Annotated in this window: 8 protein-coding genes; 5 read left to right on the top strand and 3 right to left on the bottom strand. The window is 72.3% G+C overall.

Features of this window, described 5'->3' with window-relative positions:
- Window positions 1-561: 561 nt before the first annotated feature.
- Window positions 562-2,661: an asparagine synthase-related protein gene (locus OO70_RS41980; RefSeq protein WP_043684094.1), complete on the top strand. Its 2,100-nt coding sequence runs from the start codon at window positions 562-564 to the stop codon at window positions 2,659-2,661.
- Window positions 2,662-3,040: 379 nt separating this feature from the next.
- On the top strand, window positions 3,041-6,280 hold the full coding sequence (locus OO70_RS41975) for a BTAD domain-containing putative transcriptional regulator (RefSeq protein WP_043684204.1): 3,240 nt from the start codon (window positions 3,041-3,043) through the stop codon (window positions 6,278-6,280).
- Here OO70_RS41975 and OO70_RS41970 read toward each other — a convergent pair.
- Together OO70_RS41970 and OO70_RS41965 are read right to left on the bottom strand one after the other, a co-directional pair.
- Window positions 6,267-8,180: a sigma-70 family RNA polymerase sigma factor gene (locus OO70_RS41970; RefSeq protein WP_043684092.1), complete on the bottom strand. Its 1,914-nt coding sequence runs from the start codon at window positions 8,178-8,180 to the stop codon at window positions 6,267-6,269. The two genes, OO70_RS41975 and OO70_RS41970, sit on opposite strands and share 14 nt — an antisense overlap.
- Before the next feature lie 446 nt (window positions 8,181-8,626).
- On the bottom strand, window positions 8,627-9,400 hold the full coding sequence (locus tag OO70_RS41965) for a TetR/AcrR family transcriptional regulator (protein ID WP_043684090.1): 774 nt from the start codon (window positions 9,398-9,400) through the stop codon (window positions 8,627-8,629).
- 377 nt (window positions 9,401-9,777) lie between these two features.
- Here OO70_RS41965 and OO70_RS41960 point away from each other — a divergent pair, with 377 nt between their 5' ends.
- Both OO70_RS41960 and OO70_RS41955 read left to right on the top strand, forming a co-directional pair.
- Window positions 9,778-11,145 carry an NAD(P)/FAD-dependent oxidoreductase gene (locus OO70_RS41960; RefSeq protein ID WP_043684088.1) on the top strand — a complete coding sequence of 456 codons (1,368 nt, stop codon included), beginning with the start codon at window positions 9,778-9,780 and terminating at the stop codon, window positions 11,143-11,145.
- A gap of 215 nt (window positions 11,146-11,360) precedes the next feature.
- Window positions 11,361-13,019 (top strand): ATP-binding SpoIIE family protein phosphatase, encoded by a 1,659-nt coding sequence (locus tag OO70_RS41955; RefSeq protein ID WP_043684086.1) that lies wholly within the window; start codon window positions 11,361-11,363, stop codon window positions 13,017-13,019.
- 1 nt (window position 13,020) lies between these two features.
- Here the strand turns inward: OO70_RS41955 and OO70_RS41950 are convergent, their stop codons facing one another.
- Window positions 13,021-14,304 (bottom strand): MFS transporter, encoded by a 1,284-nt coding sequence (locus OO70_RS41950; protein WP_199827509.1) that lies wholly within the window; start codon window positions 14,302-14,304, stop codon window positions 13,021-13,023.
- Window positions 14,305-14,402: 98 nt separating this feature from the next.
- Here OO70_RS41950 and OO70_RS41945 point away from each other — a divergent pair, with 98 nt between their 5' ends.
- Window positions 14,403-14,951 carry a MarR family winged helix-turn-helix transcriptional regulator gene (locus tag OO70_RS41945; protein WP_043684080.1) on the top strand — a complete coding sequence of 183 codons (549 nt, stop codon included), beginning with the start codon at window positions 14,403-14,405 and terminating at the stop codon, window positions 14,949-14,951.
- The last annotated feature ends 415 nt before the right edge of the window (window positions 14,952-15,366 follow it).

Raw genomic sequence — 15,366 nt, 5'->3', positions numbered from 1 at the left:
GGGATTGTGGTCCGTACGCGAGTGCGGGGTTTGCACGCAGGGTTGCGACGTGCCCCCGCCGTGTGGCCGTGCGCCCGTGTGTGCGCTCTTCTCCGGCCATCGCGGGAGCGCTTCGATGGATCGTGCGTGGGTCGGCCCGCTGTACTGGATCCAGTGGGCTGGGGGACACCGCCGCCTACATCCCCGCGGGCGGCGGACCGGTCCGGGAGGCGTACTCCGCCTCCCGGACTGTGCGCGGCACGAAGCGGTGCGCAGGGCATGTACGGAGCGTGCGCAAGCCTGTGCTCCGAAAGCCGATTTGGCCGAAAATCGCCCCCGCCTCTCGGCGCCGAATACCGCTCCTACCACGGGAGTTGAGGGCGCGTTAGGTGTTTTGGGGGAGCGTATCGGGGGCGCATTCGCGTCGCGGACGTAGGGTCGTCGTTGTCCGGTTGTCCCTTGTCCTGGGCGTACTTACGCGATCTCGAGCGGCTTCTCGCGCTCTCCGGAAGGCGTCCTTCATGGCAGCATGGTGCCCAGTTCGTGCGGTGCACTGGTTGTCCACAGCCTGTGGAGGCGTCGATGCGGTGGTTGGTGGGATGGAGCAGTACCGCCGCTGGAGCCGCCGCGATCGGTTCCGCGGGCGCGACCGGGCTCGACGGGGAGACGGTGCACCCGGTGGGGTCCCAACTCCTGTGGGGCGACCCGGATCCGCTCTGGGCGGTCGGCGACTGGCGGCCCGACGAGGTGCGGGTCGTGAAGGTCGACGCGGAGACCCGCATCGCGGTCCTCGGTACGTGCGGTGCCACCGACGAGGAATTGCGCCTCAGCCTGTTCTCCGCGCGCGGAGGGGCACTTCGGCATCTGACGGCCTGGTCCGGCAGTTACACGGCGGTCGTCAAGGTCGGCCGCCGCACCATGGTCTGCGGCGATCTCGCGGGCGCCAAGCCGGTGTTCTACACCCCCTGGGCCGGCGGTACGGCCTACTCAACTGCCGCGCTCCCGCTCGCCGACCTCATCGAGGCCAACCTCGACTTCGGGCACCTCGCCGCGCTGCTCGCCGCCCCGGACGTGCCGGGCGCGCTGCACGACTCCACGCCGTACGACGGGGTACGTCGCATTCCGCCGGGGCATGCGCTGATCCTGCGCGCCGGGGCGCGCGAGATCGCCGGGTACGAGCCGGTCGCCTCCCTCGCCGTCGCCGCCGCGCCTGTTGACCCCGACAGTGCGGTGGACGCCGTACGCGACGCACTCGTCGAAGCCGTGCGTGCGCGCCTGTCCGCGCCCCGGCACGTTCCCGACATCGACCCGGGGCCTGTCCCCGGCATGGGGCCCGCGGAACGGCGTGCCGCGCGCGGGATGCCCGTCCCCGGGATCGGCGCCGACCTCTCCGGGGGCCCTGCCTCTGGGACCCTCGCCCTGCTCGCCGCCGGGCTGCCGGGGGCGCCGGGCACGGTCCTGGGGCACGGCACCGGCGCGGGCGAGCGGCTCCTCGCCGTCACGTTCAACGATCTCGCCGTGCGCGGGCGCGAGTCCGAGGTGGAGCGGGCGGGCACCCTCGCGGCCAACCCCCGACTGCACCACGTGGTGGTGACCGGCGGCGAGGACGTCCTGCCGTACGCCGAACTCGACGGCCCCCTCACCGACGAACCCGGCCCCTCCCTGATCACCGCCGCCCGCCACCGCGCGCGGCTCGCGGCGGGCAGCGCCGACCACTTCACCGGATACGGCGCCCGCCAGGTCCTGGACGCACACCCCGCGCGTCTCGCGGATTTGCTGATGGACCGCAAACGACGTCATCTGGTGCGCCCGGTGGCCGCGTTGGCGAAGGCGGACGGTTCGGTGATGGTCCCCGCGCGCGTGTACGGCGCGGCCCGCCGCCTCGCCCGCACGCCCTACGGCGCGGGTCTCGAAGTTCTCGCCGACCGCCTCCTGCACCAGCGCTTCGAGGAGCCCGGCGGCGCCGTCGGGGCGTCCCTCGCCGCGCTCACCTGGGCCAGACCGGGCCCCGCGGCCCGCTGGCTGACCGGCGAGGCCCTCGCAGAAGTATCGGTTCGCCTACAAGGGGCGCCCAGCCGCCAGGGCCAGGGGGTCGGCCCGGGACAGCGCCCCGGCGACTTCCGCGCACGGGCCGCACTCGCCCGGCACGCGGGGGACCTGCGCGTCCTCGAACAGGCCGCCGAGATCCGCTCCCAGCGGCTGCACATGCCCTTCCTCGACAACCAGGTAGTCCGCGCCTGTCGCACCCTTCCCGAGGCGCTACGGGTCCAGCCCGGGGCCCGGGCTGCCATCCTCCGTACGGTCCTGGAGGGCGCCGGCGTGGGCGACCTCCCGCCCGGCTGGGGCGCCCCCTCCCACGCGTCGTCGGCAGCCGCGGCCCGCACGGGACTCCGGGTGGCCGCGGACTCCTTGATCGACCTCTTCGACACACCGCTGCTCGCGCAGGCCGGCCTGGTGGAGGCCCGCGTCGTCCGCAAGGCGCTGCGCGCGGCGGCACAGGGCGAGCCGCTGCCCCTGGACGGCCTCGCGGACCTGGTCTCCCTGGAACTGTGGCTGGGCCGGCTGCTGGCCCGCCGGGGCACATGCTGGACGGGAACACCCGCACGCGCGCGTGCGGTACCGGCGGGGATCAGGCCGCAGCGGGGGGCGTTGGCCTCCGGCGGGGGTGCGGGGGTGGTGTGAGCAGGGTGCGCTGAGTCCGGGAGTTCCGGCGGGGAATCTCCCGAGCGGGAACGGGCGGCGAGGGTGGCAGGTCTACGCAGGTGTTATTGCCCTGAAGGGGCGCGAGGAACTGCGCGACCGGCCACGACGGCGCCGCAGACGACCAACAACCCATTGCGCTACGGCTTCAGCCCGCGCAACGTCAACGTCAGCATCCTGTCCGCCAGTTCATGATCTCCGCTGCCTCGGTCGGCCGTCGCCGCCCGCCCGGCTGGCTGCCCGTGTCGCCCTACGGACCCCGCACCCCGACGAGCAGCACATCGCCACAAACCAGCCCAAGCCCAGTGCCCCGCCGCGAAACGCCGTGACCTTGGACCACGTACCCGGCGACAATGGCCCGGTGCGGTACAGAATCCTGGGCAGCACCCGGGCGGAGGACGACCAGGGCACCGCCGTACCCCTCGGCGGTGCGCGGCTGCGCGCCCTGCTCGCCGCCCTCGCCCTGCACCCGGGCCGGGTCGTCCCCTTCGGCACCCTGATCGACGAGGTGTGGGCGGACGAACCTCCCCAGGACGCCCCGGCCGCCCTCCAGGCCCTCGTCGGCCGCCTCCGCCGCACGGTCGGCAAGGACGCGATCGCCTCCGACCCGGGCGGCTACCGCCTCGCGGCGACCCGGGACGACGTCGACCTGTTCGTCTTCGAACACCTCGTACGCCGGGGTACGGCCGCCCTCGACCGGGGCGAGGCGACCGTCGCCGCCCGCGACCTCGACGAGGCACTCGCCCTGTGGCGCGGCCCGGCCCTCGCCGACCTCCCCGACCGCTCCGCCGCCGCCCGCCCGGACGCGCTGCGCCAGGAGGCGACCCGCGCCCGCGTCGAGGCCGACCTGCTGCTGGGCCGCGCGGTCGACGCCGTACCGGAGCTGAAGGAACTGACCTCCGCGCATCCCTACGACGAACCGCTGCACGCCCTCCTCATCCGCGCCCTGCGCGACTCGGGCCGGGAGGCCGACGCGCTGGCCGCGTACGAGGCCCTCCGGCGCGCGCTCGCGGAGGAACTGGGCACCGACCCCGGGCCGGAACTGCGGGCGCTGCACGGCGAGTTGCTCAGGCCGGCGCCATCGGTCCGCCCCACTCAACAGCCCGAACGCAACGGCAACCTGCGTCCACGGCTTACCTCTTTCGTGGGCCGGGAACCCGAGATCGCCGCCATCCGTTCCGAAGTGCACAGGGCCCGCCTCGTCACCCTCACCGGACCGGGCGGCTCCGGAAAGACCCGTCTCGCCGAGGAAGCCGCCGCCGGGCTGCCGCAGGCGTGGCTGGTCGAGCTGGCCCGGCTCGACCGGCCGGAGGCGGTGCCGGGCGCGGTGGTCAGTGCCCTCGGTCTGCGCGAGACCGTGCTGATGACCACCGAGCTGGCGAGCCCGCAGGACGACCCGGTCGCCCTGCTGTTGGAGCACTGCGCCGCGCGCGGCCGGCTCCTGATCCTTGACAACTGCGAACATGTCATCGACGCGGTGGCCGACCTCGCCGAGACCCTCCTGACCCGCTGCCCGGGCCTCACGATCCTCGCCACCAGCCGTGAACCCCTGGGCGTCCCCGGCGAGTCGGTGCGCCCGGTCGAGCCCCTCGTCCCCGACCAGGCACACCGTCTGTTCGCGGAGCGCGCCGCCGCCGTCCGCCCCGACGCGGGGACCGTGCTCCAGGACACGGAGGCGGTCGCGGAGATCTGCCGCCGCCTCGACGGCCTGCCCCTCGCCATCGAACTGGCCGCCGCCCGGCTCCGGTTGCTCACCCCGCGGCAGATCGCCGACCGCCTCGACGACCGCTTCCGCCTCCTCACCTCCGGCAGCCGTACGGTCCTGCCCCGCCAGCAGACCCTGCGGGCCGTTGTCGACTGGTCCTGGGACCTGCTCGACGAGGACGAGCGCACCCTGCTGCGCGAGGTCTCCGTGTTCGCCGGCGGCTGGGACCTCGCGGCGGCGGAGACCGTGTGCACCGGCCCCGCCGCCCACCTCGTCGGCGCCCTGGTCGACAAGTCCCTGATCGTGGCCACCCCGGGCGAGGCGCACGACGGCATGCGCTACCGCATGCTGGAGACCATCCACGAGTACGCCGTGGAGCGCGCCGCCGAGACCCCCGACCTGCGGACGGCCGCCGAGCGCCGGCACGGGGCCTGGGTGCGCGCCCTCGTCGAGAAGGCCGAACCACTGCTCCGCTCCGGCGACCAACTCCCGTGGATCGCCCGCCTGGAGACCGAGCTGGACAACATCCGCGCCGCCCTGGACCGGGCCGTCACCGCGGGCGAGGAGGACCGGGCGGGCGCGCTGGCCCTCGCCGTCGGCTGGTTCTGGTGGCTGCGCAACTACCGCCGCGAGGGCGTCGAATGGGCCGAGCGCATCCTCGCCCTCATCACGGCCGCGGGCGCGCCCGACCCGTTCGGCGCCTACCTCGCCGACCCGGACGCGGACATCGGCCATCCGCTGCGCGCCCAGCGGATGAACCTCCGCATGCTGCACCTCTTCCTCGGGGCCGAGTCCGGCGCCCTGGACCACCTGCCGAACGGACTGCGCGACGAGCGGCTGCGCCGGTACGTCACGCTGGTGCAGGGCCACTTCGCCGAGGGCGGCCCGGACGCGGCCCGGATGCCGGGGCTCGCCTGGCCGTTCACCGCCTACTTCCTGCGCGACACGATGGACATCCGGGACGTCATGGACGTGGCGGTCGCCAACGCCCGTGCGTACGGCGGCGACTGGGAGGTCGCCGTCATCCTGATGTTCCGCACGCACATGGTCGTCGACTCCCCGGGCGGCATGGCCGGCGTCGACGACGACCTGGAGGAACTGCGCGGGCTCTGCCGCCGCGTCGGCGACCGCTGGGTGCGGGCCCAGGTCTCCAGCGCGATCGGCGAGGCCGCCATGAGCCGCAGCCGCTTCGAGGAGGCGAAGGAGGCCTACGAGGAGGCGCTGGCGCTCGCCTACGAGGTCGGCGCGTACACCGAGACGCCGTTCCTCATCGCCCGCCTCGCCGAGCTGGCCTTCCGCGCCGGGGACCGCGAGAGCGCGCTCGCGGGCCTGGACGAGGCGACCGAGGCGACCGACCGGCACGGGGTGGCGGACGCCCACGCGTTCATCCTGCTGCTGCGCGCCCACATCGCCCTGGAGGACGGGGAGCCGGCCCGGGCCCGCGAGTTCTGCGACCAGGCCCGCGCGGAGAGCGGACGCGGCACACCGCCGCCCCAGTTCCGGGCGGCACTGGGCGCGGTCGACGCCCTGGTCACGAGCGCCGAGTCCGGCCCGGAGCGCGGGCTGGAGGCGATGACCGCCGCCCTGCGCGAGGCCGTGGAACTGCGCTGCGCCGAGGCGGTTACCGCCGCCCTGCTGGACCACGGGGCACTGCTACTCGCCGAGCTCGACGAACTACCGCGCGCGGTGCGGCTGTTGGCGGCCGCCGACCAATGGCGCGGCGGCCATCCCCGCCCCATGCCGGAGCGGGGACACGCCGAACGCGTCGAAGCCGCCGCCCGCACCGCACTGGGCCCCGAGCGCTACGCCGCCGAGCGCGCCCGCGGCGGGACCCTCACCGTCGCCGACGTACTGGCCCAGCTGCCCGGCCGGGCAGAGCGCCCTACCGGCACGTGAATTTCGACTCCGCCCAGTCCGCCAGCGCCAGGTCGTCGAAGGAGCTGTGCGGTTCGACCACGAGCCGTACGGTCTTCCGCCCGGCGATGTCGACATGGACGGGCACCGCCGGGTCCCCGCCGTCGATCTCCCCGGACCTCCACAGCCGGACCCCGTCGGCGTACACCGAGAAGTAGACCTTGCCGAGCCCCAGCGTCATGTCGTCGACGCCGACCGTCGCGTCGTAGGAGACGCACTGGCGGTTGAGGTCGATCGTGACGGAGGACCGGCCGTGCACGGTCGCCCCGTGCGCGTACCGCGTGCCGCCGATCGAGACGCCGTGGCGCTGCCACACCCAACTGCTCTCGCCGAGCTGGATCTCCGGCGCGGTGCCGTCGCCGTTGACGTTGTACGAGAGCTCGCTGACCTGGAAGATCGTCGGCGCTGGTGGGGGCGTCGGGGTCGGGGTCGGGGTGGGAGTGGGCGTCGGGGTGGGCGTGGGTGTCGGCCTCGGGGTCGGGGTGGCCCTGGGTGTCGGCGTCGGCTTCGCCCGGGAGGTGGGCGTCGGGGTCGGAGTGGGCGTGGGCCGGGGCTTCAACACCGCTGGTTCCGGGGCCGGTTGCTTCTTCGGGGGCGCCGGGGGCGTCGACTCGGGCTGGGCGATGGGGGAGGACGAGGGCGCCGGTTTCGCCTCGGGCTTCTTCGCCGGGCTGTGGGTGCTGCCGGCCAGCGCGAGGGCGATCGCGGCCGCTGCCGCCGTGGCGACCACACCGGCCGCGATGCCCGCCTTCACCGGCGCGCCGAGCCCCTCGGAGGCCGCCGCGCCCCCGGCACCGGCCCCGCCGGACGAACTCCCGCCCGCAGCGGCGGCGGCACCCGCGGCACCGGCCGCACCCGCGCTCGCACCACCTGCGATGAGCGCGACCGCCTTCGCGTACCCGGCGGCGCCGAACCAGCCGATGACCGCGACCGGGACGACCGCCGGGATACCGCTGGCGACCTCTTCGATCTGCAGCGCGGCCAGCCGGCACTTGGCGCACTCCTCCAGGTGCTTGCGCAGCCCGCGTTCGGCGCGGGTGCGCAGGCGGCGGCGGGCGTAGGTGCCGAGCTGGTCGGCGTAGCGCGCGCACTCCTCGTCGTCGGTGAGGGTGGTGCTGACATGGGCCTGGAGATAGGCCTGCTTGAGGCCCTCGCGGGCCCGACTGGCCAGCACGCGCGTGCCGTTGGCGTCGAGCCCGAAGAGCGTGGCGACCTCGCTCGGCGACTCGTCCTCGACCTCGGTGTGCCACAGCACGGCCTGCCACCGCTCGGGCAGCGACCGGAAGGCCTGCATCGCCATCGACTGCTCGGCTTCGTGCATGGCGCGTACGTCGGCGCCCAGGTCGAGCGTGTCGTCGTCCGACACTTCCGACACCCGCGCGGACTGCGCGGCGAACACCGCGAAGTCGTCGACGAGTTGCTCCCGCTTCGCTGACTTCGTCCAGTTCGCGGCGACGCGCCGGACGGACGTCAGCAGATACGCGCGTACGGCGTGCTCGGGCCCGGAGCCGCCGCGCACCGCCTGGAGCATGCGGGCGAAGACCTCGGCGGTGAGGTCGTCGGCGGTGTGCGCGTCCCGGCAGCAGGTACGGGCGTAGCGGCGCACGGCGTCCGCGTGGCGCCGGTACAACGCCTCGTACGCCGTGTCGTCACCGGCGCGCATCCGCTCGATCAGCGAGGCATCGGCGGGCGGCAGCTCCAACGGCGCCGGGGGCGGCGGCAGAACGCTGCCTTCGCGCTGCGGCGGGACGCTGCCCTCGCCGGGATCGCCACCCTGGGGGACACCGCTCGGCCCACCCTGACTCGGCACCTGTGGTGAGGTCAGCCCACCGGCCTCCGGGTCACCGTCACCCAGTGACTCGTCCCGCCCGTCAACGCTCATCGCGGAAAGCCCCCGCCGCCTGCCCAGCCAGTCCAACCAGTCCCGAACACCGGGTCAGCGTGCCATATTGGCTTTTGTTCAGGACCCCGTCGGACAGACCTTCCACTCATCCGTGGGGACTTCCCGCAACGCAGTACTAGCGTTCACCCCTCCGGGGAAGGCTCAACTCTCGCCCCCGGATCGGGAGTTGGCGACGGTGACCGAAATGCCCGGCACCCCCGCCCCACAGTCACCTATTCGAGTCACCCGCGAACGGGCTGCGGGCCGGCATTTTCAGCCCGTCCGGCACCTTTTCGGCACAGGCCCGCAAAATCAGCCCGTCCGGCGTTTGAGGACGAGGCCCCTTCAGGGCCGATGGGGGTCTGGGGGCGCAGCCCCCAGAAGACGCCCGCACCAACACCGGGTGCCACATCCGCCAAGGACCACGTCACCGCGCCCCCCGCCCCTCACAGAGGCCGCGACCGCAACCCCTCCAACAAAATATCCAGCAACCGCGCCGACGCCGCAGCCTGCTGCGCCGCATCCGGCAACGAGGGCGCCGCCGTGGCAATCACCAGCAGCACATCCGAGACCGACACGTCCGCCCGCAACTGCCCAGCCGCCCGCGCCCGATCCACCAACTGCCCCACGACCTCCAGCAGCGCCACCGCCCCGGCGTCGTAGTCCGCGGAGCTCAAGACCCCCGCCGACTCCTCCGGCACCAGCCGCAGTTCACCCGTACCCGGTTGTGTCCGCTGCTGCGGCACCCGCGCCTCGTCGAGGAGAGCAGCACCCTCACCCTCATCGGCGACGCCAACCCGCAGCACCTGCGGCGGCAGCAGCCGCCCCGCGCCCGAGGCCACCGACGTCCGCAGGAAGCGCGACAGCGCCGACCACGGCTCGTCCTCCTGGCCGAGCGCCGAACGCGCCTGGTCGGTCAGCCGGGAGGTCTCCTCCTCGGCTATCCGACGCACCAGGACGTCCTTGCTCGGGAAGCGCCGGTACACCGTGCCGACACCGACCCGCGCGCGCCGCGCCACGTCCTCCATCGGCGCGCCGTATCCCAGCTCGCCGAAGACCTCACGCGCCGCACGCAGCACATGCTCCAGATTGCGCTGTGCGTCCACCCGCAACGGCGTCGTACGCGAACTGTCCCCGCGTCCGTTTCCCGCCGTCGCTCCGACCGCGCCGCCGGATGCGACGGCTGACGCGGATGTCCAATGCGAGTCCTGAATATGCATACACGTTCCCCCGGTTAATGACGTCTCCCCCCGGAGACTCCCCGCCATCGGCAGCCGGAGCATCGTGAGACAAGCCCGGTTCGCGAGCCCCGCTCTTCGCGGACTCGCTGAGCACATCCCCCTTCACCCCGTCGACACACGAACATAGTTGAGAGGGGGTCAATTCAGAAGGGGCAGGTTCCGCACGGAGCGCCCCCCGATCGGAGTACGGATCACATAAGTCCCGATTGCGCCGTCGGGCACCACCCCGATCACCCCTACTGACCTGCGCACCTGCCCCGCACTCCGGCAATTCCGGCGGCCCCGCGCGCCCTCCGCCGCCGGTCACACAAATTGTCGAGGCTGTGGACAAACTCCAGCGCCGGGTGCGTCATGGGATGGTGAAGGAACGCGCGCGCATTCTGGTTGTCGGTGGCGGCTACGTCGGGATGTACACAGCCCTGCGCCTTCAGAAGAAGTTGAAACGTGAAATCAGGCGAGGGCAGGTCGAGATCACGGTCGTCTCCCCCGACCCTTACATGACGTATCAGCCGTTTCTCCCCGAGGCCGCCGCCGGTTCGATCTCCCCCCGCCACGTCGTCGTCCCCCTGCGCCGCGTCCTCGACCGGTGCCGGATCGTCATCGGCGAGGCCACCGCCATCGACCACGGCAAGCGCACCGCGACCCTCAGCACCCTCGCCACCGAGGAGGAGGGCACCGGCACGGAAGAGCTGTCGTACGACGAACTCGTCCTGGCCCCCGGCTCGATCTCGCGCACCCTCCCGATCCCCGGCCTCGCCGACCACGGCATCGGCTTCAAGACCGTCGAGGAGGCCATCGGCCTGCGCAACCACGTCATCGAGCAGATGGACATCGCCTCCTCCACCCGCGACCCCGCGATCCGCGACGCGGCCCTGACCTTCGTCTTCGTAGGAGGCGGTTACGCCGGCGTCGAGGCACTCGGCGAGCTGGAGGACATGGCCCGTTACGCCGTGCGCTACTACCACAACGTCGACGTCGACGACATGAAGTGGATCCTCGTAGAGGCCTCGAACCGCATCCTCCCCGAGGTCGGCGAGGAGATGGGCACCTACACCGTCACCCAGCTCCGCAGACGCAACATCCAGGTCCTCCTGGAGACCCGCCTCGAATCCTGCGTCGACCGTGTCGCCGTCATCAGCGACGGCCAGCGCTTCCCGACCCGCACGCTCGTGTGGACGGCCGGCGTGAAACCCCACCCGGTCCTCGCCGCCACCGACCTCCCGCTCACCACCCACGGCCGCCTCAAGTGCACCGCCGAGCTGACGATCGAGGGCGCCACGCACGCGTGGGCGGCGGGAGACGCGGCCGCCGTCCCCGATGTCACCGCGTCCGCACCCGGCACGGACACCGCCCCCAACGCCCAACACGCCGTACGCCAGGCCAAGGTCCTCGGCGACAACATCGCGCACTCCCTGCGCGAGGAGCCCCTTCAGACGTACGCCCACAAGTACGTCGGCTCGGTCGCCTCCCTGGGACTGCACAAAGGCGTCGCGCAGGTCTACGGACGCAAGCTGAAGGGCTACCCTGCCTGGTTCATGCACCGCGTCTACCACCTCAGCAGGGTGCCCACCTTCAACCGCAAGGCCCGTGTGCTCGCCGAATGGACGCTGGCGGGGCTCTTCAAACGGGAGATCGTCTCCCTCGGTTCGCTCGAACATCCCCGAGCGGAGTTCGAACTCGCGGCCGGTGGAAAGCCTCCACACGACCCGAAGGGGTCGAACTGACCGGACCGAGGAACTCCACCGACCGCCCCGGCGTCTGACGAATGTCGCCCAGGTTCGGTCACACTGCCAGACTGGTCCACGACTTCGGGCGGGCCCGCGCTCGCCCTTCTCACCCAAGAGGCTTTCCCCACTGTGCTGCATCCCCCGGGGGCCAACCCCCGGACCCCCGGCAGGGTCCGGAGCGGGCCGACACCACCTACACGAGGCAAGGATTCGTGAACTTCACGCGCTGGAGCGCCCGGCTCCCCGGAACGCAGCGCCGCGCCGCAGCGCGGACCGACCACACGGTCACCCCGGACCGGCGGGGAGAAGGTTCCGTGCCCGCGGCCCGCGCCGAGCAGCTCACCGACGAGCCACCGCCCGTCCCCGCCGTCGACGACCTGCCCGTCCGCGAGGTACTCGACCGCGTCCCGGCCCTCGTCGCCCTCGTGCACGGCCCCGACCAGCGCATCGCGTACGTGAACGACGCCTACGCCGCGGCCTTCGGCGCCCGCCCCCTGGGCGCACCGGCCCGCGAGGCACTCCCCGAGCTCGACGAACTCGGCCTGCTCCCGCTCCTCGACCAGGTCCTGCGCAGCGGCAAGCCCCGCACCCTCAAGTCCCGCAAGGGCCCCGACGGCCGCTCGTACACCTTCACCTGCACCCCGGTCGCCAAGAGCGCCGACAGCGCCGAGGGCGGCGTCCTGATCTTCGCCACCGACGTCACCGACCACGCCGAGGCCGCCGAACGCCTGCGCGCCAGCGAACGCCGCCAGCGCGAAACAGCCGTCACACTCCAGCGCTCTCTCCTCCCCCAGGAACTCGAAGAGCCCGACGACCTCCGCATCGCCGCGACCTACCAGCCCGGCGGCACCGAGGCGGCGGTCGGCGGCGACTGGTACGACGTGATCACCCTCGGCGGCGGCCGCACCGCCCTGGTCATCGGCGACGTCATGGGCCGAGGCGTGCGGGCGGCGGCGGTCATGGGCCAACTCCGCACGGCGGTCCGCGCGTACGCCCGCCTCGACCTGCCCCCGCACGAGGTACTCCAGCTCCTGGACGGCCTCGCCACGGAGATCGACGCCAACCAGATCGCCACCTGCGTGTACGCCATCTTCGACCCGAACGAGGGCCGCCTGGTGTACGCCTCGGCGGGCCACCTCCCGATCCTCGTCCGCGACGAGAGCGGAGCGGTCCAGCGCGCCGACGAACCCACCGGCCCGCCGCTCGGCACCGGCGGCTGGATCCACTCCTCGGGCTCGATCCCGCTCAGCCCCGGTTCTACGGCGGTCCTCTACACGGACGGCCTGGTGGAGCGCAGGGACGAGGATCTGGACGAGGGAATCGCCTCCCTGGAGCGCGCCCTGGCCGGCGCCACCGGCACCCCCCAGGTGGTCTGCGACCGCCTGGTCCGCTCCCTTGGCGTCACCGCGGACCACGACGACGACGTGGCCGTTCTGGTCATCCAGCACCCGGCCCGCTCCGGCCCGCACGGCGAACTCTTCCGCAACGCGGCCCTGGAGCTCCTCGGCGGAGTCGAAGCGGCCCCACGCGCGCGTGCGTTCGCCTCCGGCGTCCTCACCAGCTGGCGCTTCCCCACCGAACTCCACGACCTGGGCGTCCTGGCCGCCAGCGAACTCGTCGCCAACAGCCTCCAGCACGGCACCCCGCCCATGCGCCTACGCCTCCGCCGCACCGACCGCCGCCTCATCGTCGAGGTGACGGACGGCGACGACCACCTCCCACGCCGCCGCCGCGCGGAACCGGCAGACGAGTCCGGCCGAGGCATCGCGATCGTCGCCACCATCGCCTCGAACTGGGGCTCCCGCCGCACACCGGGCGGCGGCAAGGCGGTCTGGTGCGAGTTCGTACTCCCGAAGACGGCCCAGGTATGACCTACGCCTCCACACCCACAGGCTCGACACTGCCCCGGGCGACAACCCGACTCCCCTTCGCCCGCCACGGCTGATCCTGTACGGCGGTCAACTGCCGCCCCAGCCGCACGGCGAGCACGCTGATCCCCAGCGAGAACAAGAAGAACGTCACGACGTACGGGCCGGGCAGCGAGGCCCCGAGCGGCCCGCCCACCGCGGGCCCGAGGGCCAGCGCGAGCTGCTTCACCAGGGCGAAGGCCGAGTTGTACTGCCCGGCCATCCCCTCCGGCGCCAGATCGGCGACCAGCGGAGCGACGGTCGGCGACAGCATCGCCTCACCGAGCCCGAACAGCGCGTACGTCGACACGAAGGCGGCCGTGGCCATCTCCTGACTCCCGTGCCCGAGCCCCGCGAACCCGGCGGTGACCCAGGCCAGCGCCCAGATCATTCCTACGGCCGCGATCACGCGCGAGCGCCGACGCCGCTCGACGAACTTCAGCACGGCGAACTGCGCGACCACGATCATCGCGGTGTTCGCGGCCAGCGCCGTCCCGAGCGCGGACGTCGAGATACCGGCGGCCTCGACCCCGTACGCACTCAACCCGGACTCGAACTGCCCGTAGCAGGCGAAGAACAGCACGAAGCCGAGCACGCTCAGCTGCACCATGGCGCGGTTGCCGAGCAGCTGCTTCCAGGCACCCTTGGCGGACTGCGAAGGAGCGGCACCGATGCTCGGCGAATGCGGCATCCGCACGGTCGCGACGACCCCGGCGAGCACCAGGAACATCACCGACTCGATCCCGAAGAGCAGCGTGAAGGAGGCGGCGCTGGTCGTGTCGACCAGATGACCGCCGATGAGCCCGCCGACCCCGAGCCCGAGGTTCTGCAGAAAGAACTGCATCGCAAAGGCACGCGACCGCGTCTCGGCCGTAGAGCAGTCCACGATCATCGTGGCGAGCGCCGGCTGCATCACGGCCTGCCCGGCCCCGAGCGCGGCGGCCGACAGCAGCACCGCCGTCGCACTGCCCGCGAGCCCCAGGCTCATGGACCCGAGAGCGGCGAGGACCAGGGCGACGATGAGAACCGGTTGCGGACCGCGCCGGACGATGGCCCGCCCGGCGAACGGCAGCACGATCAACGCGGCCACGGCGAAGACGGCGAGCACGAGACCCGCCGTCATGGCTCCAAGGCCCCGCACCTGCGCCACATAGACGTACAGGTACGGGACGGTGAAGCCGAGCCCGAACGCGCTGAGTGCGTTTCCCACGTGGATCCGGCGCATCGCTGCGCCCATCGCCCTGGTCACGGTCACCTCAATCAACTAGTTAGATCTGAAGACTTAGAAGCTAAAGAGTACATACTCAAGGACTTCAAGGCAAAGGAAGCCCGTGCCATACTGCGCGCATGGCCGACACCAGCGGCGTCCCGGAGCCGACGCTCGACGAACAGATCGCCGCCTACCAGCGCGAGTTCCGGGACCTCGACCCCCAGGTCGAGAAGATCGTCTCGGCCCTGGGCCGGCTCAACCGTCGTATGAACGTCGCCTACGGCCGTCAGACCGCGAACCTCGGCATCAGCAGCGCCGACTGGGAGGTCCTCAAGGCCCTCGTCCTCTCCGGCGCCCCCTACCGGATGGGCCCGAGCGACCTCGCCAAGCGCCTCGGCCTCACGCCGGCCGCGATGACCCACCGGATCGACCGCATGGTCGCCGAGGGCCTGGTCACCAGAGAACGGGACGAGTCCAACCGCGTCCGCGTGATCGTGGAGCTGACGCCCGAGGGCCGCGGCAAGTGGCTGGAGGCGATGCGCATGGCGACGGTCTTCGAGGGCGAACTCCTCCAGGACCTGTCACCGGAGGAGCGCACCGCTCTCGGCGAGGTCCTCACCCGCCTGCTGCGCAGGGTGGAACACGCCCAGCCGGACGCCGGCGGGCGTCTCAGCGACCTGGACTGAGCTCGAATAAAAGATCTTGACAGAGGGTGCTTGACACGCCCCCGGTCGATCCGTAAAGTTCTTCGGGTTGCCGCCGAGCCGTAACGGTTCTCCGGCAGCACCTCCGCCGCATCAGCGGCACCCCAAACCATCAGCGCGATCTCCCAACGGGATTGATTTCGGCGTGCCCGAATTCAATTCGATTTGGGTACGACGGTTCGGTAGCCCGATTAGGAGCTGCAGAGCGGATCCGCTAAGGTTTGAAACGTCGGAACGGCCCAAGGGCCGGGAAGGCAGCCCACTCTGACTGGGAGTCAGGCCCGAAAGGGTCTGGTAGAGTCGGAACCGCCGGAAAGGGAAACGCGGAAGCGGAAACCTGGAAAGCACCGAGGAAATCGGAACCGGAAACGGTCTGATAGAGTCGGAAACGCAAGAC

Origin of the sequence: Streptomyces xylophagus, from assembly GCF_000716435.1 — a bacterium.
Lineage (GTDB): Bacteria > Actinomycetota > Actinomycetes > Streptomycetales > Streptomycetaceae > Streptomyces > Streptomyces xylophagus.
This window is presented reverse-complemented; position numbering and strand designations above follow the sequence as displayed.

Excerpts from the sequence above, each read along its gene's own strand:
- OO70_RS41980 (WP_043684094.1), top strand. The coding sequence starts at position 562 with ATGCGGTGGTTGGTGGGATGGAGCAGTACCGCCGCTGGAGCCGCCGCG.
- OO70_RS41970 (WP_043684092.1), bottom strand. The coding sequence starts at position 8,180 with ATGAGCGTTGACGGGCGGGACGAGTCACTGGGTGACGGTGACCCGGAG.
- OO70_RS41965 (WP_043684090.1), bottom strand. The coding sequence starts at position 9,400 with ATGCATATTCAGGACTCGCATTGGACATCCGCGTCAGCCGTCGCATCC.
- OO70_RS41960 (WP_043684088.1), top strand. The coding sequence starts at position 9,778 with ATGGTGAAGGAACGCGCGCGCATTCTGGTTGTCGGTGGCGGCTACGTC.
- OO70_RS41945 (WP_043684080.1), top strand. The coding sequence starts at position 14,403 with ATGGCCGACACCAGCGGCGTCCCGGAGCCGACGCTCGACGAACAGATC.